Annotated in this window: 20 protein-coding genes and 3 pseudogenes; 12 read left to right on the forward strand and 11 right to left on the reverse strand. The window is 64.2% G+C overall.

Annotated features, from left to right (window positions below):
- Positions 1–23: 23 nt before the first annotated feature.
- From N2604_RS20365 to lptF, 8 genes are all read right to left on the reverse strand, one after another.
- Positions 24–260, reverse strand: a complete 237-nt coding sequence (locus N2604_RS20365) for a hypothetical protein (RefSeq protein WP_260370047.1) — start codon at positions 258–260, stop codon at positions 24–26.
- Positions 261–334: 74 nt separating this feature from the next.
- Positions 335–1,393: an alcohol dehydrogenase gene (locus N2604_RS20370; protein WP_260370048.1), complete on the reverse strand. Its 1,059-nt coding sequence runs from the start codon at positions 1,391–1,393 to the stop codon at positions 335–337.
- A gap of 23 nt (positions 1,394–1,416) precedes the next feature.
- Complete coding sequence (gene rsmA / locus N2604_RS20375; RefSeq protein WP_260370049.1) at positions 1,417–2,274, reverse strand: 16S rRNA (adenine(1518)-N(6)/adenine(1519)-N(6))-dimethyltransferase RsmA; 858 nt, start codon at positions 2,272–2,274, stop codon at positions 1,417–1,419.
- On the reverse strand, positions 2,274–3,311 hold the full coding sequence (gene pdxA / locus N2604_RS20380) for a 4-hydroxythreonine-4-phosphate dehydrogenase PdxA (RefSeq protein WP_260370050.1): 1,038 nt from the start codon (positions 3,309–3,311) through the stop codon (positions 2,274–2,276). Before pdxA ends, rsmA begins: the two co-directional genes overlap by 1 nt.
- On the reverse strand, positions 3,311–4,246 hold the full coding sequence (locus N2604_RS20385) for a peptidylprolyl isomerase (RefSeq protein ID WP_260370051.1): 936 nt from the start codon (positions 4,244–4,246) through the stop codon (positions 3,311–3,313). The genes pdxA and N2604_RS20385 overlap by 1 nt, the downstream gene beginning before the upstream one ends.
- 61 nt (positions 4,247–4,307) lie before the next feature.
- On the reverse strand, positions 4,308–6,797 hold the full coding sequence (locus N2604_RS20390; protein WP_260370052.1) for an LPS-assembly protein LptD: 2,490 nt from the start codon (positions 6,795–6,797) through the stop codon (positions 4,308–4,310).
- Positions 6,797–7,894 (reverse strand): LPS export ABC transporter permease LptG, encoded by a 1,098-nt coding sequence (gene lptG / locus N2604_RS20395; protein ID WP_260370053.1) that lies wholly within the window; start codon positions 7,892–7,894, stop codon positions 6,797–6,799. The genes N2604_RS20390 and lptG overlap by 1 nt, the downstream gene beginning before the upstream one ends.
- Positions 7,891–9,060 (reverse strand): LPS export ABC transporter permease LptF, encoded by a 1,170-nt coding sequence (gene lptF, locus N2604_RS20400; protein ID WP_260370054.1) that lies wholly within the window; start codon positions 9,058–9,060, stop codon positions 7,891–7,893. The genes lptG and lptF overlap by 4 nt, the downstream gene beginning before the upstream one ends.
- A gap of 337 nt (positions 9,061–9,397) precedes the next feature.
- Here lptF and N2604_RS20405 point away from each other — a divergent pair, with 337 nt between their 5' ends.
- The 3 genes from N2604_RS20405 to N2604_RS20415 all read left to right on the forward strand — a co-directional run bounded on the left by N2604_RS20405 (position 9,398) and on the right by N2604_RS20415 (position 12,005).
- A complete protein-coding gene (locus N2604_RS20405) occupies positions 9,398–10,897 on the forward strand; it encodes a leucyl aminopeptidase (protein ID WP_260370055.1) in 1,500 nt (499 codons plus the stop codon).
- 5 nt (positions 10,898–10,902) lie between these two features.
- Complete coding sequence (locus N2604_RS20410; RefSeq protein ID WP_036000609.1) at positions 10,903–11,355, forward strand: DNA polymerase III subunit chi; 453 nt, start codon at positions 10,903–10,905, stop codon at positions 11,353–11,355.
- A 158-nt stretch (positions 11,356–11,513) separates the two neighbouring features.
- The gene (locus tag N2604_RS20415) at positions 11,514–12,005 is read left to right on the forward strand and encodes a hypothetical protein (protein WP_260376260.1); all 492 of its coding nucleotides are present in this window, start codon (positions 11,514–11,516) and stop codon (positions 12,003–12,005) included.
- A gap of 10 nt (positions 12,006–12,015) precedes the next feature.
- On the opposite strand, the gene N2604_RS20420 is transcribed toward N2604_RS20415, so the two are convergent.
- On the reverse strand, positions 12,016–12,903 hold the full coding sequence (locus N2604_RS20420; RefSeq protein WP_260370056.1) for a class I SAM-dependent methyltransferase: 888 nt from the start codon (positions 12,901–12,903) through the stop codon (positions 12,016–12,018).
- Between the two features lie 281 nt (positions 12,904–13,184).
- Between N2604_RS20420 and N2604_RS20425 the strand changes: the two genes are divergently transcribed.
- From N2604_RS20425 to N2604_RS20455, 7 genes and pseudogenes are all read left to right on the forward strand, one after another.
- The gene (locus N2604_RS20425; protein WP_260370057.1) at positions 13,185–13,487 is read left to right on the forward strand and encodes a DUF485 domain-containing protein; all 303 of its coding nucleotides are present in this window, start codon (positions 13,185–13,187) and stop codon (positions 13,485–13,487) included.
- A gap of 38 nt (positions 13,488–13,525) precedes the next feature.
- On the forward strand, positions 13,526–15,175 hold the full coding sequence (locus N2604_RS20430; protein WP_260376261.1) for a cation acetate symporter: 1,650 nt from the start codon (positions 13,526–13,528) through the stop codon (positions 15,173–15,175).
- Between the two features lie 113 nt (positions 15,176–15,288).
- Positions 15,289–15,558, forward strand: a pseudogene (locus N2604_RS20435) (cyclic nucleotide-binding domain-containing protein); the annotation flags it as partial.
- Positions 15,559–15,711: 153 nt separating this feature from the next.
- Positions 15,712–17,091 (forward strand): putative nucleotidyltransferase substrate binding domain-containing protein, encoded by a 1,380-nt coding sequence (locus N2604_RS20440; RefSeq protein ID WP_260376262.1) that lies wholly within the window; start codon positions 15,712–15,714, stop codon positions 17,089–17,091.
- A 1-nt stretch (position 17,092) separates the two neighbouring features.
- Complete coding sequence (locus N2604_RS20445) at positions 17,093–17,764, forward strand: 3'-5' exonuclease (RefSeq protein WP_260370058.1); 672 nt, start codon at positions 17,093–17,095, stop codon at positions 17,762–17,764.
- Entirely contained in the window at positions 17,761–18,045 is a 285-nt protein-coding gene (locus N2604_RS20450; RefSeq protein ID WP_260370059.1) for a 2-hydroxycarboxylate transporter family protein, read from the forward strand. Before N2604_RS20445 ends, N2604_RS20450 begins: the two co-directional genes overlap by 4 nt.
- A 14-nt stretch (positions 18,046–18,059) precedes the next feature.
- A pseudogene (locus tag N2604_RS20455) lies at positions 18,060–18,266 on the forward strand (tripartite tricarboxylate transporter substrate-binding protein); the annotation flags it as partial.
- 14 nt (positions 18,267–18,280) lie between these two features.
- On the opposite strand, the gene N2604_RS20460 reads toward N2604_RS20455, so the two are convergent.
- Positions 18,281–18,751 carry a hypothetical protein gene (locus N2604_RS20460; protein ID WP_260370060.1) on the reverse strand — a complete coding sequence of 157 codons (471 nt, stop codon included), beginning with the start codon at positions 18,749–18,751 and terminating at the stop codon, positions 18,281–18,283.
- 24 nt (positions 18,752–18,775) lie between these two features.
- Complete coding sequence (locus N2604_RS20465; protein WP_260370061.1) at positions 18,776–19,144, reverse strand: antibiotic biosynthesis monooxygenase; 369 nt, start codon at positions 19,142–19,144, stop codon at positions 18,776–18,778.
- A 39-nt stretch (positions 19,145–19,183) separates the two neighbouring features.
- Between N2604_RS20465 and N2604_RS20470 the strand changes: the two are divergent.
- Positions 19,184–19,480, forward strand: a pseudogene (locus N2604_RS20470) (MarR family winged helix-turn-helix transcriptional regulator); the annotation flags it as partial.
- A gap of 162 nt (positions 19,481–19,642) precedes the next feature.
- Complete coding sequence (locus N2604_RS20475; protein WP_260370062.1) at positions 19,643–20,608, forward strand: tripartite tricarboxylate transporter substrate-binding protein; 966 nt, start codon at positions 19,643–19,645, stop codon at positions 20,606–20,608.
- The last annotated feature ends 87 nt before the right edge of the window (positions 20,609–20,695 follow it).

The following is a 20,695-nucleotide window of genomic DNA, read 5'->3' on the forward strand; positions in this document are numbered from 1 at the left end:
CGCGCAGCGATCGCTGTCGGGCATCATCCAAGGCGCGCTTCACGTCTGGCGGCGGCATTGGCCTCCGCCGCAGCCGCGCGGTACGCGTCGATCGCCCTGTTGGCGAGCATCAGCGGCCGGCGTTCGCCGGCTCGAAGCTGGGCCTCGATGGCGTCGAGCAGGAAGTTCGCGCTCGCGTCCGGTGGGCCGAGCTCGCCGCTCTTCTCCAGGCAGCTCCAGGCGATGAAGAATGCGCTTTCGACGGTGCAACGGATCGACATGCGCAGCCAACGCGGCGCGGCCGCAGGCGTTCCCTGCGGCGGGCGAGACTTGCGTCGGATCCGCCGCGCCGCAGTCAGTTCTTCAGCACGATGCGACCGACAACCTTGCCGGCGCGCAGTTCGTCGATCCATTTCTGCACGTCGCCCATCGGCTCCTCGCGCATCGGCGTCGGCTTGATCTTGCCGGCGCGGGCGAGCGCCATCAGCTCGTGGGCCTCGGCCAGCGTGCCGACCATGAAACCTTCGATGGTCATGCGCTTATAGACCCATTGCACCATCGGCAGCGTAAACTGGCCGCCCATCAGGCCGGACACCACGATCTTGCCGCCGCGCGCGGCAACCGCGACGGCAAAGGCCATCGACTTCTCGTTGCCGGCGAAATCGACGATCTCGTCGAAGCCGCCCTCGGTCTTTTTCAGGATGCGCCTGATCACGTCGGGCTCGGCGGGATCGTAGGCCACCGCTGCACCGTTCTTGAGTGCGGTGTCGCGCGCAGCCGGTGAAAGGTCGGCGACCGTGATCGGCTGCTTGAACATCGCCTGCGCGAACGACAGGCCCATCATGCCGACGCCGCCGAGACCGATCAGCAACAAATTGCGCTGCCGCGGACGGTCGACCAGGCGCTTGAGCGCGCCATAGGCGGTGACGCCGGAGCACATCAAGGTCGCGGCCTGGTTGACGGGCAGGGGATCGTAGTCGAGCAGATATTTGGCGTCTGGGACCAGCACGTGGGTGGCGAAGCCGCCGTCGATGGAGACGCCGAGGAAGCGCTGCTTCACACAAAGGTTCTCGTCGCCATTGGCGCAATCGCGGCACTGGCCGCAGCCGATCCACGGAAACACCGCCTTCTTGGCGCCGACGAGGCTGGAGGGAACGTCGGGGCCGACCTCGTCGACGACGCCGGCGATTTCGTGGCCGAGCGTGAAGGGCAGCGTCATGCCGCGCGTGGTGTCGAGCTTCTTGCCGCCGCCGAGATCGGCATAGCCGTCCTGGATGTGGAGATCGGAGTGGCAGAGGCCGCAGCGCTCGATGCGGACCAGCACTTCGCGCCCTTGAGGCTTCGGCGTGTCGACGATGGTCTCGCACAAGGGCGCATCGAACTTGACCAGGGACTGCCGACGCATCAACGCCATTTTCCTTCCTCCGGAATTTTTGGTTACTCAGTTTCGCTGCGTATATCGGCCAATTCACGCGCCATGGCAACAAAGCCCGACACGGGGATCGTTTCGGCGCGCCGCGTCGCGTCGACGCCGGCCGCTTGTGCAAGCCGTGCCGGATCGACGCCGAGCGACTTCAGGCTTTGCCGCAGCATTTTCCGGCGCTGGCCGAAGGCGGCGGCGGCGACCTGCTCGAGCAGCCTGCGATCACACGGCAGCGGCTCCGGGCGCGGCTTGAGGCGCACGACGGAGGACGTGACCTTCGGTGGCGGCACGAAGGCGGACGGTGCAATGTCGAACAGGATCTTGGTCTCGCACCGCCAATTGGCGAGCACGCCGAGCCGGCCATAGGCCTCCTCGTCCTCGCGCGCGACGATGCGCTCGCCGACCTCGCGCTGGAACATCAGCACCATCATCTCGTACCAGGCCGGCCAGGGCTCGGTGGTGAGCCAGTTGATCAGAAGCTGGGTCGCGATGTTGTAGGGCAGGTTGGCGACGATTTTTGCTCTTTCACCATTGAGCAGCGAGCGCGGATCGAAGGTCATGGCGTCGCCATGGACGATCTCGAGCCTATCGGGGTAGCGCGCGGCAATATCCTGCAAGGCCGGGATCGCGCGCTCGTCATGCTCGATGGCGATGACGCGCCTTGCGCCGAGTGCGAGCAGCGCGCGCGTCAGCCCGCCGGGACCCGGGCCGATCTCGATGATGGTGGAGTCTTCCAGCGGTGCCGCCGCACGGGCGATGCGGGCGGTGAGATTGAGGTCGAGCAGGAAGTTCTGACCGAGCGATTTGCGCGCCGACAGCGCATGCTGGCGAATGACCTCGCGCAGCGGCGGGAGGTCGTCGATCGCGCTCATCAACTTTGCGAAGCGGCCATGCGGCTCGCAAGCTTGAGCGCGGCGATCAGGCTCGCCGGATTGGCCTTGCCGGTGCCGGCGATATCGAAGGCGGTGCCGTGATCGGGCGAGGTGCGGATGAAGGGCAGTCCGAGTGTGACGTTCACCGCGTCGTCGAAGGCGACGGTCTTGATCGGGATCAGCGCCTGGTCGTGATACATGCAGACCGCGCAATCATAGGTCCGTCGCGCCGCCTCGTGGAACATGGTGTCGGCGGGCAGCGGACCCCTGGCCTCGATGCCGTCGTTGCGCAGCACTTTCAGCGCCGGGGCGATGACGGTCTGCTCCTCGTGGCCGAGCGACCCGTCCTCGCCGGCATGGGGATTGAGGCCGGAGACCGCGATGCGCGGCGTTGCGATGCCGAAGCGGGATTTCAGCTCGGCGGCGACGATGCGGACGGTCGAGACGATCAGCTCGCTGGTGAGCTCTCCCAGCGCATCGCGCAGCGAGACGTGGATGGTCACCGGCACGACGGCGAGCTGCGGCGACCACAGCATCATCACCGGCTGCGGCACGCGTCCGTTCTCTGCGGCGAGCTCGGCGAGGAATTCGGTGTGGCCCGGATGACGGAAGCCGGCGCGGTAGAGCACGCTCTTGGCGATCGGGTTGGTGACGACGGCGCCGGCGCGGCCTGCGCGCACGTCGATGACCGCCTGCCGGATCGAGGCAAGTGCGGCCGGCGCGCTGGATGAATCTGGCTTGCCGGGCTCGGCGGTGGCGCGTTCGCCGGTCGCGACCACGGGGAGGGCATCCGTGAAGGCGGACGTCGCCTCGCTGGGGCTCACCGCGGCGATCCTGATGTCGGCTCCGAGCGCTTTCGCGCGGCGCGCGATCAGCGCCTCGTCGCCGAGCAGATAGAAGGCTGGCAGGTTCAGCTCGCCCCGCCTGCGCCAGGCTGCGATCGTGATGTCGGGGCCGATGCCGGCGGGCTCTCCCAGGGTGAGGGCAAGGGGCTTGGCTGCAGACCTTGTGGAGGGCTCTGGGTGGGGCTTGGCCATCAGCGGTTGCGATATTCGATCATCGCCGCCTTGCGCAGCTCGTCGAGATAGGCCTTCTGCGTCTTCTCGTACTTCTCCTGATACATCTTCTCGCGGACCTCACGCTTCTTCGGCGTGTCGATCATGGTCGGCTTGCGCGAGCACAGCACCACCATCTCGATGCCGTTCTTGGTCATCTCGGGCGCGGTCAGGTGGCCGATCGGGGTATCGTCGAGCACCTTGCGCAGGGGCTCCGGCAGCTCAGCGGTGGTCTTGGTGACGCTGTCGCGGATGGTGGCGTTCGGGGTCGAGCGGAACAGCGAATTGGCCTCCTCGCAGCTCCCGACGCGGGCGCGATAGGCTTCGGCTTCTTTCTTACGGGTTTCCAGGAATGCCGCCGACGAGCCGCGCGGCACGATCAGCACGATCGGCTGCATCTTGTACTCGGTGCCCTCGACCTGGAGCTTATCGCCGGTCTGCGCCTGCACGGCCTGCGCGACGTCGCGCTCGCCGACCAGCAGCTTCTCCTTGAAGCGGCCGCGCACGAGGCTGCCCCAGACCATCTCGGCCCTCATGCGGCTCTTCAGCGTCTCCGGGCGGATACCCTTGATCTCGAGCGACTTGGTGAGCTGATCCGGCGTGACGCGCATGCGCTGCGCCATGCCATCATAGGACTGGTTGATGTCGGAGACGCCGGGATCGACGCCGTACTTCTTGCCTTCCTTGATTTTCACCTTGTCGTCGATCAGCTCGTTGATGACTTCCTGCCGGCTCGGGGTCTTCTGCGTCGACAGCTGGTCGAGCTTGGAGCGCTGCTCGATGTCGAAATCGGTGATGGGATCGCCATTGACCATGACGACGATGTTTTGCGCGCGCGACGGCGAGGGCAGGGCGGTCAGCATCAGCCCGGCACCGATGGCGAGAAGGAGGCGGAAGGCAGGCAATGGCGTCGTCATGATGTCGCTCGCATGTCGGCCGCGTTGAGATAGGGCAAACGCGGCCGGCACTTCAAACCGTTCACTGGAGGCCGGCGGAACTGCTGGTCGCCGACGAGGTCGCCAGCGTGCGCAGGCCGATTTGGAACATGAACGCGTGGCTCAGGGTGGGCGGTGCGGTGCCCGCGGAATAGCTATACGAAGTTACATAATTCGCCGCCAGCACGAAGCAATCGTCGACATAGCCGGCACCGAGCACATATTGGTTGATCTTGTTGGCCTCGAGGTCCCAGCGCGCCGAGCCCGACACTACCCAGTTGGTCGCGACCTTGAGCGAGCCCGTCGTCAGGATGCCCTCGCGGCGGGTCAGATAGCCCAATTCCGGCTGGGCCGCGTAATTGCCGTACAGCACGCTGACCGACCAGCGATTGAAGTTGGCGCGGCCTTCCGCCTCGAAGCGCTGCACGTTCCAGGTCTGCTCGTCCATGCGGGAACGGACGCTGAACGTGTAGGTGCTGTTCGGCGAGTAGCTGGCGCTCGTGACGTAGTCGGACCGCGGCTTGTCGAGGCCGGAGTTCAGGCCTGTATTGATGGAATCCTGGACCGCGAAGGAGTTCAGCCCGAACAGGTGGTAGGACTGGCCGAACAGCACCTTGACCGCGCCGCCCTTGTCGAACTGCGTGGTGGACTGCACGCCGACATTGGCGCGGCCGCCGCCCTCGACGCGGTCGTAGCCGGAGAACTTGTCCACGCTGAACAGGTTCGAGGCGTCGAACACCATGCTCTGGGCGTCCTCGTTCGGCAGCTTGCCGGCGTAGGTCTCGTTGGGGCGGATGATGATCTGCGCGATCGGCTCGAGGGTGGTCGAGCCCCAGGGCTGAACGTTGATGAACGGATAGCGGTACTCGAGGCCCACGGTCGGCATCAGGCGGAACGCCTCGGTGTCGCCGACGGGCAGGTAGTTCGACACGCCGGGCTGGTTGGAGACCGAGGACTTGATCGCGTCGGCGCGCAGGCTCGCAAACGGCGTCCAGATCTGGCCGAACGGGTCGGTGAAGGACTTGCGCCACTGCGCTTCCGCGGTGAGGCGGGTGTAGGTGCCGGGGAAGCCGCGCAGCAGGCACTGCGAGGGCATCCGCGCCAACGGATCGGCCGATGCCGTGGTGCAGAGGCCGTTGGTGTTGGCGAGCGTCGTGATCGGGTCGAACACCGCATCGTCGCGCGACAGGTTCACGAAATTGGTCTTGTAGCTGAACTCGCCGCCGAAGACGGGATAGTTGAGCACGTTGGAGTAGTCGATCACCGGATAGACGATCGGCACCTGGCTCTGGTTGCCCGAATAGCTCAGCCAGTACATCGTGCGCGCATCGAAGAAGCTGCGGTTGCCGACGCCGGTCAGATAGAGCTGCGACAGCGCTTCCGTCGGCAGCAACAGGAACGAGCCGAGCGGATCGCGGTACTGATAGAGCCGATAGTCCGAGAAGAAGTAGTAGTCGGACATCAGCACGCCGTCCCAGCCCCAGACCCATTTGTCGTTCAGCGCGAACTGACCCTTGGTGTCGATGGCGCCGCGGAACTCGCGATCGCCGGGCTGCCCGGCGAATGCTCCGGGATCGAGCTGGTAGATGCCGTAGGCGCGGATCTGGTAGGCGCCGTCGATCAGGCGCTGGCGGAATTCGCCCTGCAGCATCACGCCCTGCCGCGTCATGAAGCGGGGGGTGATGGTTGCGTCCATGTCGGGCGCGATCGCCCAGTAATAGGGAACCTCGGCGCCGAAGCCCGTATTGGTCGTGCCCGGGAAGTAGCCCGGCATCAGGAAGCCGGACTTGCGCTTCACGGTCGGGTCGGGCGTCGAGAAATAGGGCATGTAGGCGAGCGGCACGCCGAAGAATTCGAGCTGCGCCGTCTCGAAATAGAGCATCTTCTCCTGCTGGTCGTGGATGATGCGGGCGCCCTTGACCTGCCATAGCGGCGGCTTCTTCGGATCGTCCTTACACGGCGCGCAGGCCGTGTAGACGCCGTTCTCGAATACCGTGTAATTGCCGCTGGAGCGGTCGGCGCGGCTCGCGGCCATGCGGGTCTGGTCGGCCGTGTCCACGCGCAGCGAATCGACGAAACCATCGCGGTAATCGTCGGAGAGATCCATGATCTCGGCATAGGTGATCTTGCCGTCGGCATCCGTCATGCGGATGTTGCCTTCGGCATGCAGCCGCTTGGTCTTCTGGTCGTAGATGACCCGGTCGGCCTCGACGCTGGTGCCGTTGTAGAACAGCTGCACGTTACCCACCGCGGAGACGCGCGAATTGTTGTAGTCGTAGTCGACCTCGGTGGCCTGAACCAGCATCTGGTTGTCGTTGGGGGCCTTCGGCGGCTTCGGACGCGGCGGCAGCGGATTGTAGGTGAAGCTCTGGGCCTTTGCCGGTGCCACCACGGCAGCATCGATCAAGCCGCCGAGCGAGGCAGCCGCGACGACGGCAGTGAGGAGCCTGCGGACGGACAAGCCGCACCCGTTCGCGCGCACCAATGTGCGCCGCGTCAAACGAGACACGAGCCCTCGGCGGACGGCAGTCACTATCCGTCCTCCAGATAGAGCAAGGCCAAAAAGCCGGTGAGGCCGCCCACCACAACGGGCAACCACGCCGCAGCGATCGGATGCATCAACTCAGCCTTGCTCAAGTCCTCAGTTACTTTCGACAGAACGTAGAGCAGAAAGCCTGCGCCCACGCCACTCAAAACCATCTTCTGCACGCCGCCCATCCGGAAGAAGCGCAACGACACGGAGGCCGCGAGCATCACCATGGCTGCGAGCAAAAACGGCTGTGCCAGAAGCTTCTGATACTGGAGTCGGTATCCGGCTGTCGCGAAGCCCGAGCTCTCCGAGGAGCGGATGTAGCTCGGTAGTTGCCAAAAGGACACAGTCTCGGGGGTGGAAAAGCTGTTGCGGACCTGCGCCTCGGTCAGCGTGGTCGGAATCTCCAGGCTGGCCTGGTCGATCGGCGGTCCGTCCAGCGAGAAGCGGCGGACGCCCTTGAATAGCCAGCGGCCCGCCTCCAGCGTCGCCTCGCGCGCCTCGACCCGCTCCTTGAAGTGCTGGTCCGGGTCGAACCGGAACAGCGTCAGCCCGGTGAGCCGGATGCCCTGCTGCTCGCTGCGCGCCGCATTGATGATGGTCTGGCCGTCGTTGGTGACCTGGTTGAGCCAGAAGCCGGAGGCGTCCTGGATGCCGCCGCCGGGCGCCGAGCCGAACAGCTCGGCCTCCATGCGCTTGGACAGCTCGCGCAAATTGGCGGACATCGGATTGTAGGCGACGGTGGCGATCACCCCGATCAGCAGCGCGCTGCCGAGCGCCGGCGAGATGAACTGCCAGGCGGAAATGCCCGCGGCGCGCGCCACCACGAGCTCGAGCCGGCGGGAGAGGGCGAGATAGCAGGTCATGGCGCCGATCAGCATGCAGAACGGCGTCAGCTTCTCCAGCAGTTGCGGCACCCGGAACAGCGAGGTCTCGGCCACCATGATCGCGGAGGCGGATGCAAGGCCCGAGGTCTTGCGCACCATCTCGATGTAATCGACCAGCACCAGCAGCAGGAAAATGCCGCCGAAGACGCCGAGCGCGGCGACCACGAAGCGCCCGGCGAAATAGCGCCCGAGTGTGTTGGTGAGCATGCTCATGCGGTGGCCGGACGTCCGAACAGCCGCGCGATCCGTGCGTTCGATCTGTTGATGGCCTCCATCAGGCCGGGAGGCGGCTCGACCACGACACCGCCGATGATCATCCACAGCCCGGCGCCGATCGCGCCGAAAACCATCGCATATTGGACCAGCACCGGGCCCGGCGACTTCACCGCCATCACCGAGCAGGCGAAACCGGCCATGCGCAGGCCGAACACCGCGACGATCGACGAGGCGATCGAGAAATTGCGGCTCTGGCGGGTGGTGCGCGGCGCTCCGAGGAAGGCAAAGGTCAGCACCGCAAAGGCGAACGGATAGATCGGCGCCAGGATGCCGTCGTGCAGGGCCGAGCGGAACTGGCCGGGAATCTGCTTGTACACGGGGTCGTTATCGGACGGCGAGAACAGCTCCCACAGATAGCGCTCGCGGATCCCGAGGGTGACGTCGCGGCCCTGGTTGGAGAACTTCGACATGTCGAAGCCGTAGCGGCCGAACGCCACCAGCGCCGGATCGCGCTTGCCCGCCTCGAAGCGCTGCAGATTGCCGGTCTCCAGCACCAGGAACGAGCCGGTCTCGTTCTTCACGATCTCGCCGTGCTCGGCGACGATCGAGACGCGCTCGTTCGGATCGCGGCGGTCGTCGATGAAGATGCCGGCAAGGATGCCGCCGGGCAGGCGCTCGCGGATCCGGATCGTCAGGTTCCTGTCGAGCTGGGCGAAGCGGCCGGGCTGCAGGATGTTGGTCAGCACGTCGGCGGTGATCTCGGCATCCCACTGCTTGATCCGCCGCATGCCGTCCGGGGCGAGATAGGCCGCGATGAAGGCGACCAGCAGCGCCACCACGCAGGTGGCGTAGAAGAACGGATAGAACAGCCGGAACGGCGAGAAGCCGGCGGCATTCATCACGATGATCTCGGAATCGGTCGCGAGCTTGTTCAGCGTGTGCGAGATCGCGATCATCAGCGCGATCGGCGAGATGATCAGGACTAGGGCCGGGATCACGAGGCTGGTGATGCCGAGGAAGGTGAGGATGGTCTGACCCTGGCTCGTCATCAGGTCGATGCCGCGCAACGCCTGCGTAATCCAGATCACGCCGGTGAGGCTGACCAGGACCAGCGCAAACGACGCCAGCGTCGTGCGGAAGATATACCTATCGATCGACCCCATGCGCTACCGCACGAACCCACCAAGTCCCCAATGTCGACCGGAATTCCGGCGGTCCAACCAATCCCCGGCAGGGGATCCCCAAGGTCGGCCGACAGCTCTTCCGGCGGTTCATTCTCTCACTACCATCCCTTTGATCCGTCAACAAAATGGCTGCCCCGTGGCACCCTCATTATATGGTTAATATTTCGGTCGTTGTGGCCTGGCGGCCACGGCGGCGCTTGGCATTGGGCGGGCCGCTGGCCCATAGTGGGGAAGCCTCAGTGAATCGCCGTTCAGCTCCGGTTTGTGGCTGGAACTCCCGAACGACGAAAAACCCCATGTTTTGGAGGAGTTATCCATGTCCGATGCCATCAAGGTCGGCTTTGTCCCGTTGTCTGCCGCCCCCCGTGGCATCCTGGTCGTGTTCTGCGACGACAGCCTGAAGCTCGGCCCGGCGACGGCGAAGGCGGTGGGCGCCGCTGCCGACATCGTGAAGCGCGCCGCGGCCGCGGCCGCCTTCAAGGGCAAGAGCGGGGCTGCACTGGACATTCTGGCACCGGAGGGGGTGAAGGCGACCCGGCTGATCGTGATCGGCGCGGGCAAGGCGACCGGCCTCAAGGCGAACGATTTCCTCAAGTTCGGCGGGGTGGCCGCCAGCAAGCTGCCCGCCGGCACCAGCGCCATGACCATCATGGCGGAGCTGCCGGGTGGCGCCATGACGAGCGAGCAGGCGGTTGCGATCGCCTCGGGCCTGCGCTTACGCGCTTACAAGTTCGATCGCTACAAGACCAAGAAGAAGGAGGGCGAGGAGGGCGGCGCGCGAGCCGACGTCTCGCTTGCAGTCGGCGATGCCGGTGCTGCGAAGAAGGCGTTCGCCGCGGCCGGCCACGTCGTCGACGGCGTGATCATCGCTCGCGACCTCGTCAACGAGCCGCCGAACGTGCTTTTCCCGGAGGAATTCGCCCGCAGAGCCGGTCAGCTGCGCAAGCTCGGCGTCAAGGTCGAGGTGCTCGACGTCAAGGCGATGCAGAAGCTCGGCATGGGCGCGCTGCTCGGCGTCGGCCAGGGCTCGGCGCGGCCGAGCCGCACCGTGGTCATGCGCTGGGACGGGGCCAAGAAGGGCGAGGCCCCGGTCGCCTTCGTCGGCAAAGGCGTCTGCTTCGACACCGGCGGCATCTCGATCAAGCCGGCCGGCAGCATGGAGGACATGAAGGGCGACATGGGCGGGGCGGCCTGCGTCGTCGGCCTGATGCATGCGCTCGCGGCGCGCAAGGCGAAGGTCAACGCGGTCGGCGCCATCGGCCTCGTCGAGAACATGCCCGACGGCAACGCGCAGCGGCCGGGCGACATCGTCACCTCGATGTCCGGCCAGACCATCGAGATCATCAACACCGACGCGGAAGGCCGCCTCGTGCTCGCCGACGTGCTCTGGTACGTCGCCAAGAAGGTGAAGCCGAAATTCATGGTGGATCTGGCGACGCTGACCGGCGCGATCATGGTGGCGCTCGGCACCGAGCATGCCGGCATGTTCTCCAACAACGACGAATTGGCCGACCGGCTGCTCACGGCCGGCGTCGAGAGCGGGGAGAAGGTCTGGCGCATGCCGCTCGGCCCCGAATACGACAAGCTGATCGATTCCCAGTTTGCCGACATGAAGAACACCGGCGGCCGCCATGGCGGCTCGATCACTGCCGCACAATTCCTGCAACGCTTCGTCGATGGTGTGCCCTGGGCCCATCTCGACATCGCCGGCACCGCGATGGGGGCGCCGAAGACCGACATCAACCAGAGCTGGGGAAGCGGCTACGGCGTCCGCCTGCTCGACCGCCTGGTCGCCGACCATTATGAACGCAAATGACCGACATGACTGAAGTGCTGTTCTACCATCTGCAGAACATGACGGTGGAGAATGTGTTGCCGCCGCTGCTCGAGAAATCGCTCGAGCGCGGCTGGCGCGTCGTGGTGCAGTCGACCTCGGAGGAGCGCGCCGACGCGCTCGATTCGCATTTGTGGACCTATCGCGACGATTCATTCCTGCCGCACGCGACATGGCGGGTGAACGATGTTGCCGACCAGCCGATCGTGCTGGCGATCGAGGGCGGCAATCCCAATGGGGCCAATGTCCGCTTCCTGGTCGACAACGCCGCGCTGCCGGAGGACGCACAGGGCTACGAGCGCATGGTGCTGCTGTTCAACGGCGACGATCCCGACGCGCTTGCGCTCGCCCGCACGGCCTGGACGGATTGCAAGGCGCGGGGATTTGATGTCACCTATTGGCAGGCCGACGACCGCGGCCGGTGGCAGAAGCGCAATTAGCCGCAATTAATGATAATTTGCACTTTTCGGGCGATGCTGGCTTCGGCCACCTTCGTGCCGCAAAGGGATGTTGGGACAATCGCTTAGGGCTGGTCCTTCACGCGGGGAATTAGTTTATCGTGCGACATCAAAAGCTTCCCGGCTCGCTCATGATTGCGTTGGCTGCCGTAGCACCGCTGCTCGCGGGCTGCTCGGGCGCGAGCGATCTGTTGTCGAAGGACGCCGAATGGTTCCAGAAGCCCGGCCGTCTCTTCATCAAGAACATCTCGATCGAATCGCCGCCACTGACCCCGGACAAGCCGGTCGGAGCCGAGGATCTCGTCAGCGCCGACGGCGCCTGTCCCGGCATGGCGCCGCCGCCCGGACCTGCCGATGCCAATGCCTCGACGACAGCCGCGCCGATCGGCGGCACGGTCGCGCTCGGCCACACCGAATGCGACGTGGTCCGCGGCATCGGCGCGCCCTCGAGCGTCAACCTCTCCAACGACGCTGCTGGCCGTCGCGTCGCCGTCGTCACCTGGACCACCGGGCCGCGCGCCGGCCTCTACACGTTCACGGCTGGACGTCTCTCCTCGATCGAGGGCAATCCCGAGCCGCACCCGGCGCCGAAGGCGAGCAAGCCGAAGCCGAAGAAGAAGGCGGCGACGTAAGGGCCGCACGTCACGCGGCTTTTCGCCCTTTGATCGCCGTCGCCCAGGCGTGGAACGTGATCGCTCCCGTCGCGCTTGCCGGAAGTCTGTCTTGCAGCCGGCGTTTCAATTCGGCGCTCTCTGCATCCGACAGCTTTCCCAGGACGCCGGTCGGACTGCTCACGACCATGGACAGCCAATAGTCATCGAAGTTCACGAATGTCCGCTCGACGACGAGCTCGCGGGTTTCGACATCGCGGAGGCCCAGCTCTGCCCAGAGTGCCTTCAGGGCCGCAAAACGCGAGACATCCGCGCTCGGCGGACGCGCCGTCGGCTGGCCCATGGCATCCAGTTCCTCCCACAGCGGCTGCGTCGGCGTGCCGCCGCGCGTGATGTCCCAGGTGTAGGACGCGACCATGCCGCCGGGCTTGGTCACGCGCACCAATTCGGCCGCACCTTTTTTGGGATCGGGCACGAAAAACAGCACCAGCGCCATGATAGCCGCATCGAAGCGCGCATCGTCATAGGGAAGCGCCAACGCATCGCCAACCGAAAGCTCGACCTGCTTCGCCGATATCCGTTGTTGTGCCGCTGCAATCTGAGCTTCGGACGGATCGATCGCGCTCACGTGCGAGGGAGCTGCTCCGGCGAGGATCATCTCCGTGAACGCGCCGTTTCCGCAGCCGACGTCGACCCACGACAGACCTGGTCTCAGCGCCAGCCAATCCAGGAAAAGTGCGCCGGCCGATCGGCTCCAGGGGGCCATGAAGCGCTCGTAAGCCGCGCCGTCGGTGAACTTGATCGGTTCGGGTGTAGACATTTGAGACATCCCTCGATCATTCCTTGTTTGCATATCGCTTGGGCTGGAAATTGCTTGGATTGAAAATGCCGATCGTCCTCGACCGTGGAGCCGGATCATCCGCGATGCGCTGACGCAAATTCTATCCAACCTAATCCCAAATGCGCGGAAGCGACACGGGCCATTTGGTCGGCAGGCGCGGATATTTCCCGAGTCATCGTTTCTTGGCTCCCCGTCGGACGCACGGGCCGGCCCTGCAGACACATCGCACGAGGATCGATCGCGCTTGATCTGGATCATGGAGCCCGGTCGTCCGCCAGTGCAGGCTGGAACAGCTCCCCGAGAGAAGGGGCTGCCGTCATGGCAAGAATTCCAGAGGAACATTCCAGGGGATCATTGACGTGAGCAAGCTCGCAAAGATTGAACGCGATCCGAACTATCAGGAACTCGTGCGCCGACGCTCGTCGCTGGGCTGGCTGCTGTCGGCGATCATGCTTGTCATCTATTTCGGCTTCATCCTGCTGGTCGCCTACGCTCCCAAGTTTCTGGGAATACCACTGGGCAGCGGCGTTACGACGATCGGTATTCCGATCGGACTGTCCGTCATCGTGCTCGCCTTTTTGCTGACGGGCATCTACGTCCGTCGGGCGAATTCCAGCTACGACGTCCTCATCCGCAAGATTGTCGAGGAGAACCGCTCGTGAAGAAATTCGCCTTTCTATCGGTGATTCTGCTCGCAAGTATGCCCACCATTGCGCTCGCTGCCGGCGCCGTCGAGGGCGGCGCGAAGCAGGCGACCAACTGGGCGGCGATCGGCATGTTCGTCGGGTTTGTCGGCCTGACGCTCGTCATCACCTATTGGGCCGCCAAACGGACCGCGTCGGCTGCGGATTTCTACTCGGCCGGCGGCGGAATCACGGGTTTCCAGAACGGGCTTGCGATCGCAGGTGACTACATGTCGGCGGCATCGTTCCTCGGCATATCGGGGCTCGTCTATACCTCGGGCTACGACGGCTTGATCTACTCGGTCGGCTGGCTCGTGGGATGGCCGATCGTCACCTTCCTGATCGCCGAGCAGTTGCGCAACCTCGGAAAGTTCACCTTTGCCGATGTCACATCGTTTCGTCTCGGGCAGACCGAGATCCGTATCCTGGCGGCGTGCGGCTCGCTGGTGACTGTTGCATTCTATCTCATCGCGCAGATGGTCGGAGCCGGCAAGCTGATCCAGCTGTTGTTCGGTCTCGATTACTGGATCGCAGTCGTCCTGGTCGGCGGCCTGATGATGATCTACGTGACGTTCGGTGGCATGAAAGCAACGACGTGGGTGCAGATCATCAAGGCGGTGCTGCTGCTCTCGGGGGCGACGTTCATGGCCGGAGCCGTCCTCTACAAGTTCGGGTTCAGCCCGGAAGCCCTCTTCACCAAGGCAACCGAAGTGCATCCCAAGAAGCTCGCGATCATGGAGCCCGGCACCCTGATCTCCAATCCGCTCTCGGCTGTCTCGCTCGGCCTGGCGCTGATGTTCGGAACCGCGGGCCTGCCTCACATCTTGATGCGCTTCTTCACCGTGAAGGACGCCCAGGCTGCGCGCAAGTCGGTGTTCTACGCCACCGGCTTCATCGGCTACTTCTATATCCTGACCTTCATCATCGGCTTCGGCGCGATCACGCTGGTGTCGACCGATGCGATGTTCCTGGATGGCAGCATCCTCGAGAAGACCAAGAGCGGAATCGCGGCGATCAAGGGCGGCTCCAACATGGCGGCGATTCACCTCGCGAACGCCGTGGGCGGCAACCTGTTCCTTGGCTTCATCTCGGCTGTCGCCTTCGCCACGATCCTTGCCGTCGTATCGGGGCTGGCTCTGGCAGGGGCATCGTCCATCAGCCACGATCTCTACGGCATGGTGATCAAGGGCGGGAACGCGAATGAGCAGGACGAGATCCGGGTGTCGAAGATTGCGACACTGGTGCTCGGCGTGCTTGCGATCTTCCTCGGCATCGTGTTCGAGAACCAGAACGTCGCCTTCATGGTCGGCCTTGCCTTCGCCATCGCGGCCTCCTGCAATTTCCCCGTGCTGGTGATGTCGATCTTCTGGAAGGGCCTGACGACGCGGGGAGCCGTGGTCGGCGGCTTCCTTGGTCTGGTCAGCGCGGTCATCGGTGTGGTGCTCTCGCCGGCAGTCTGGGAGGTGACGCTTGGCTTCGCCAAGGGCTCGGCTCCGATCAAGCTGGACAATCCGGCGCTGTTCTCGATGGCCATCGCCTTTGCGGGGATCTGGCTGGTCTCGATGATGGATCGCAGCAAGCGTGCCGCGGTCGATCGCGATGGCTTCGATGCGCAATATGTCCGCTCCCAGACCGGTATCGGAGCTGCTTCGGCGACGGCTCACTGAACGAGGTTCCAAGGACGTTGCCTCCGCACCGGCGGGTCGGTTGGCCCCGCCGGTGAGACGCGTTCGATGATCAGGCATCGAGGCTTCGGCAGTCGCATCTTCGAAAGGTCGAAATGCCCAAGGCGTTCGATATCAGCAACCCGCCATTCGATCGTCTGACGCCGAACGAGGCCGAGACGTTGCGGGCCGCACTCGACATCGCCTACTTCAGTCCGGGCGAAGCGATCATCAGGCGGGACGCGCCGGCGGAGGCGCTCTATGTCGTGATCAAGGGCATCGTCGAGGAGCGGAGCGATGTCGACCTGCTCGCATTGCTCGGCCCCAAGGATACGTTCGACAGTCGGGCGCTCGTTCACGATCATAGCGGCCACCAGTTCTTCGCCCGCGACGAGACGCTCTGCTATGTGATCCCGAGGAAGATCGCCCTCGATCTGATCAAGGCAAATCCGCGCTTTGCCGCGTTCTTTTACCGCGAGATATCCGAGAAACTGGACGAGCTCGCCAACGATGAGGAGGCGGGACGTTACGGCTCGTTGATGCATGCCAAGATCGGCGAATTGTTCCTGCATCCGCCGGTGTTTCTGGCCGCCAGCGACACGATCGAGACCGCCGGTCACCTGATGCGCGAGATCAACAGCAATGCGCTGTTCGTCCGGGACGGCGAGCGCATCGGCATCGTGACGGGCATGAACCTATCCAAGGCGGTGGTGCTGAGGCGCCTGTCGATTCAGACCCCGGTGGGCACGCTCGCGAATTACGACATCGTGTCCTTGCGACGTGACGATTTCGTTTCCTCGGCTCTCCTGCTGATGACGAAGCACAACAAGCGGCGGCTCGTCGTGCGCGAGGATGAGGAAATCGTCGGAATTCTGGAGGAGATCGATCTGCTGGGTTTTCTGGCAGGAAGCGCGCAAGTCACTGCCGGTCGCATCGATCGCGCCTCGAGCCGGCAGGACCTTGCCACCGCAGCGCACGAGATCGAGACACAAACGCGCGTGCTGCGGCGGCAAGGCGTCAAGGTGGAAGTCATTGCGGAGATCGTCTCCGATCTCAACCGGCGCCTGCTGTCCCGGTTGTTTGACATGCTCGCACCGGCCGAGCTGCGCACCGGCAGCTGCTTGATCGTGATGGGAAGCGAGGGGCGGGGAGAGCAGACCGTACGTACCGACCAGGACAACGGCCTCATCCTGGCCGGTCCGATGCGGGATGAAATCCTCGAGGCGTTCCGCCGCGAGTTCTTCGTCGCTCTCGAGAGCTTCGGCTTTCCGCCCTGTCCCGGCGATATCATGGTGCGCAATCCGGCATGGTCCAGACCGCTGTCCGAATATCTTGCAGACCTGCGCCGCTGGATCGTGCTCCCCAACCAGGCCGGGCACATGAATGTGGCCATCATCTACGATGCCCAGGCGATCGCGGGCGATCAGCAGCTCCTGGACGACGCCAAGACGGCACTGATCGATATGACCCGAGGTGAGCAGGCGTTCATGGCCCACTTTGCCCGCGCGGTCGACGCGTTCGAGACGCCGATCGGCCTCTTCAACAATCTGATCACGTCCGAGGGCACGGGAGACGCGCTTGACCTCAAGAAAGGTGGCATCTTTCCGATCGTGCACGGCGTTCGCAGCCTGGCGCTCGAACAGGGGCTGCGCGAGACCTCCACCGACAAACGCATCTCCCGGCTATGTGACCTTGGCGTGCTGCAAGCGGACTTTGGACGCGATCTGAAACAGGCGTTCCGGTTCCTGCTGATGCTTCGGCTCGACGGGCAGCTGGCCGCGTCCGCCGGCGCATCGGGGACTCTGGTGCGACCGGCGCACTTGTCCAGCATGGAACGCCATCTGTTGCGTGATGCACTCCAGGTGGTGAAGAAGTTTCGCGAGATCGTCGGTCATCATTTCAAGCTGGGCATGTTCTAGAATGCTGCCTCGCGCGATCAAGCGATTGTTGCACCAGGCAACCCTGAGCGACCAGTCCTACCGTTTCATGTTCGACCGCGCGCCGGACGACGAGTTTGTCGTCATCGATTGCGAGACGACCGGTCTGAACGTGCGAACGGACGATGTTGTCGCCATTGCCGCCATCAAGATCCGAGGCAATCGGATTTTGACCAGCGCCCGTTTCGAAGCCATCATCCATCCCGACAGGGAGCTCGGGGCGGAAGCGATCAGAATTCACCATTTGCGCCGGTCCGACGTCGAAGCTGCGCCGATCGTCTGGAAGGTGTTGCCGGGGTTTCTGCACTTCATCGGACCGCGCCCGTTGATCGGCTATTATATCGATTTCGACATCGCCATGCTGGACAAGTACATCCTGCCGTTGGTGGGGATTGAGCTACCCAACGAACGCATCGAAGTGTCGCGACTTTACTACGACCGCAAATACGGCGACGCGCCACCAAACACCTCGGTCGACCTGTCGTTCGCCGCGATGCTCCGCGACCTCTGCATTCCGCCCCTCGGACAGCATGATGCCTTCAACGACGCATTGATGACTGCGATGATGTTCGTGCAGTTGCGCGACCTGACCCGGCGCGGTGTACGCATCGCGCGCCAACGGACCAGCCCGGTCTTCAATCCGACCGGGGCATGACCGGTGCCAGAGAGAGCTCGTCGCGAGCCTGCAGCTCGGAGCCCGCCGCTTGTCGCGATGTGCCGCCAGAATGCCTCTGCGGCCTGGGGCAGGCGAAGTTTCGGCCGGAACACGTGGATCGCAATGGGCACGTACCATTCCGGCCCGCCCGCGGCGGTCATCTCGCCCGCGGTGAGCTGATCGCTGATCAGGGCCTGATGGCGTTCGCGCAAATCGCGACGCGCGTCGGCGGCGCGATCATGATCGTGATCGCCATACTGCTGATGAAGTCGCTTTCGTGATGGCCGGGCGGCCCAACACCACCGGGCCGATCACGGCCAAGCAGGTCAAGGCCTACGCGATCACCACGAAGGAGCGGCTGAAGAGCCCGCCCGATCTGCCGACGTCCGACAAGGCAGGCCTCAAGGGTTTCGAGCTCAGCGTCTGGCACGGCATCTATGCGCCCAAGGGCACGCCGCCGGCGGTCGTTCAGAAGCTGACGGCGGCGCTTCAGGCGGCGCTTAATTAGCGGCACTCTCAGAGGATCGGCTTGGTGTTGAAGCGATCAGGCTGGCGAACGCGGAAACGGCCCTTCATCTTGAAGCCGTCACGCACATTGAGACCGAGCAGAACTATGTTCGTTACTCCAGCGACCAGTTCGAGAGTTTGCACGGCGTAGAACATGGTATCGAACTCCGCGGCCTTCGCCTTCGAGGCAAGCAACAACGCGGCTGGAATCAGAACCAGGATGCCGTTTCCGGCGATGAACGGCATACGTTTGATTTTCGCACCGATCAGGCCGGCGCGCCGTTCCTTTGCCAACACGAATCCTGAACCTCTCGTCGCAAGCATCGGAATAAGCAACAGGAAGCCCCACGGTATGGCGATCTTCACCATGGCGATGGTCTCGTGTGACGCAAATAGCTCGGTGAGAGCCGTTGAAAGCCAGAAGATCGCAATGGTCGTCAGTGCGACCGCTCCCGCGACTGGATGGATGATCTTGGTCATCGCGTCTGCCGTTGTCGAAGCGAGCTATGCGACGCAAATGCCGGGCACCGCGACCTTCTTGAACAGGTGCGGGGAGGCGACGGCGGATGCGGGGTAGGCCGAGATCTTCGACCTGAACTCGGGGTGCGTGAACGCAGCCCGAAAGTGGGCGGTCGATTCCCAAACCGCATAGTTCAGATATGTCGGGCCATCCCCGATCGCGCGGTGAAGCTGGGTGGAGATGAAGCCCGGCTGCCGCTTCATGAAGGCGGCATCGTCTTGCCAGATCTGGAGAAAGCTTTGTTCATCCGCCTTGTCGAGCGTGAACAGATTCACCAGCACCACAGGGCTGGCGTCGATACCGAGCTGGCGCTCGATGGGAAAGTCCGGGTCCAGTGGGCGTAGGCGCGCCATGACGAACTCCGTCGATATGGTTTTATGATGTCAATGTAGCCGGTGGCCTGGCTCGCCCGCGATCTGGGCGGTAATCGTCAAAACGTGCAGCGGATCGTCAACGACCTCCATGCGGAAGGCCTTGTTGCTTTCGAGGCCAATCCGCATCACCGCCGAGCGCAGCTCGTCGTCCTGACCGACAAGGGCCGGCGCGCTTTCGATGCCGCCATGGCTTTGCAGATGCCGTGGGTCAACAGCCTTTCCGAAGGGCTTGCGGTCAAGGATCTGCAAACGGTTCACCGCATCGTCGTGGCACTACGGACGAAGCTCGAGAGCGAAGCCGAGGCGCAGACGTAGCGCGGGGCGAGCGGCAAGGTCGCGCGCAGGTTACGCCGAATGCGATGTGGTCGGCATCGGTGCGGCCTCAATCGCTGCAATGTTCCTGATGACGTCGCTTTCATGATGGCCGCGCACGCCGGAATGCGCTTTGATGGCGCAAACAACAATCCGGAGGAAATTATGCGGTTCATTGCCCTCGTATCGGCGTTGCTGCTGCCGCTCAGTGCGGCGTTCGCCCAGGACTATCCGACCAGGCCCATCACCATGCTGGTGCCGTTCGTCGCGGGCGGGCCGACCGACACCATCGCCCGGCTGACGGCGGCCGGCATGGCGAAATCCCTGGGACAGCAGGTCATCGTCGAGAACGCGACCGGTGCCGGCGGCACCATCGGCACGACCCGTGCCGCGCGCGCCCAGCCGGACGGCTACACGCTGCTGATCCATCATGTCGGCATCTCGACCGCGGCGACGCTGTATCGCAATCTCAGCTACGACACCAAGACCGCCTTTGCGCCGATCGGGCTCGTGACCAACGCGCCGATGACCATCATCGCGCGCCCCGATTTCCCGGCCGACACGCTCAAGGAGCTGGTCGCCTACGCCCAGCGGCAGGGCGACAAGCTGACCTACGCCAATGCCGGCCTTGGTGCGGCCTCGCATCTGTGCGGCATGCTGTTCATGACGGCGATCCAGAAGCAGCTTACGACGGTGCCTTACAAGGGCAATGGCCCGATCATGAACGATCTGCTCGGCAAGCAGATTGATCTCACCTGCGACCAGGCGACCAACACCACGGGGCCGATCTCGGCCAAGCAGGTCAAGGCCTATGCGATCACCACCAAGGAGCGGCTGAAGAGCCTGCCGGATCTGCCGACCGCCGACGAGGCCGGCCTCAAAGGCTTCGAGCTCGGTGTCTGGCACGGCATCTATGCGCCCAAGGGCACGCCGCCGGCGGTCGTTCAGAAGCTGACCGCGGCGCTGCAGACCGCGCTTAGGGATCCCGCGCTGATCGCCCGGTTCAACGACATCAACACCGAGCCGGTCCCGCAAGACAAGGCGACGCCGGAGGCGTTAGGTGCGATGCTGACGAGTGAGATCGACCGCTGGGCGCCGATCATCAAGGCGGCGGGGCAATACGCGGATTGAGCTTTTGCGTCCCGCTGGGTGTGGCGACCTATCGGGGAAAGAGCAGCTCAATCAATGGCTCGCTCGCCGGTGTAATAATGCCGGTAC

This window comes from Bradyrhizobium sp. CB1015 (assembly GCF_025200925.1).
Classification (GTDB): domain Bacteria; phylum Pseudomonadota; class Alphaproteobacteria; order Rhizobiales; family Xanthobacteraceae; genus Bradyrhizobium.

Bases quoted from the DNA above. Each gene is read 5' to 3' on its own strand.
- rsmA (WP_260370049.1), bottom strand. From the start codon at position 2,274: ATGAGCGCGATCGACGACCTCCCGCCGCTGCGCGAGGTCATTCGCCAG.
- N2604_RS20460 (WP_260370060.1), bottom strand. From the start codon at position 18,751: ATGACCAAGATCATCCATCCAGTCGCGGGAGCGGTCGCACTGACGACC.
- N2604_RS20440 (WP_260376262.1), top strand. From the start codon at position 15,712: ATGCATGCCAAGATCGGCGAATTGTTCCTGCATCCGCCGGTGTTTCTG.
- N2604_RS20410 (WP_036000609.1), top strand. From the start codon at position 10,903: ATGACTGAAGTGCTGTTCTACCATCTGCAGAACATGACGGTGGAGAAT.
- pdxA (WP_260370050.1), bottom strand. From the start codon at position 3,311: ATGGCCAAGCCCCACCCAGAGCCCTCCACAAGGTCTGCAGCCAAGCCC.
- N2604_RS20385 (WP_260370051.1), bottom strand. From the start codon at position 4,246: ATGACGACGCCATTGCCTGCCTTCCGCCTCCTTCTCGCCATCGGTGCC.
- N2604_RS20365 (WP_260370047.1), bottom strand. From the start codon at position 260: ATGTCGATCCGTTGCACCGTCGAAAGCGCATTCTTCATCGCCTGGAGC.
- N2604_RS20430 (WP_260376261.1), top strand. From the start codon at position 13,526: ATGCCCACCATTGCGCTCGCTGCCGGCGCCGTCGAGGGCGGCGCGAAG.
- N2604_RS20465 (WP_260370061.1), bottom strand. From the start codon at position 19,144: ATGGCGCGCCTACGCCCACTGGACCCGGACTTTCCCATCGAGCGCCAG.
- N2604_RS20420 (WP_260370056.1), bottom strand. From the start codon at position 12,903: ATGATCCGGCTCCACGGTCGAGGACGATCGGCATTTTCAATCCAAGCA.
- lptF (WP_260370054.1), bottom strand. From the start codon at position 9,060: ATGGGGTCGATCGATAGGTATATCTTCCGCACGACGCTGGCGTCGTTT.
- N2604_RS20450 (WP_260370059.1), top strand. From the start codon at position 17,761: ATGACCGGTGCCAGAGAGAGCTCGTCGCGAGCCTGCAGCTCGGAGCCC.
- N2604_RS20405 (WP_260370055.1), top strand. From the start codon at position 9,398: ATGTCCGATGCCATCAAGGTCGGCTTTGTCCCGTTGTCTGCCGCCCCC.
- N2604_RS20445 (WP_260370058.1), top strand. From the start codon at position 17,093: ATGCTGCCTCGCGCGATCAAGCGATTGTTGCACCAGGCAACCCTGAGC.
- N2604_RS20475 (WP_260370062.1), top strand. From the start codon at position 19,643: ATGCGGTTCATTGCCCTCGTATCGGCGTTGCTGCTGCCGCTCAGTGCG.
- lptG (WP_260370053.1), bottom strand. From the start codon at position 7,894: ATGAGCATGCTCACCAACACACTCGGGCGCTATTTCGCCGGGCGCTTC.
- N2604_RS20370 (WP_260370048.1), bottom strand. From the start codon at position 1,393: ATGGCGTTGATGCGTCGGCAGTCCCTGGTCAAGTTCGATGCGCCCTTG.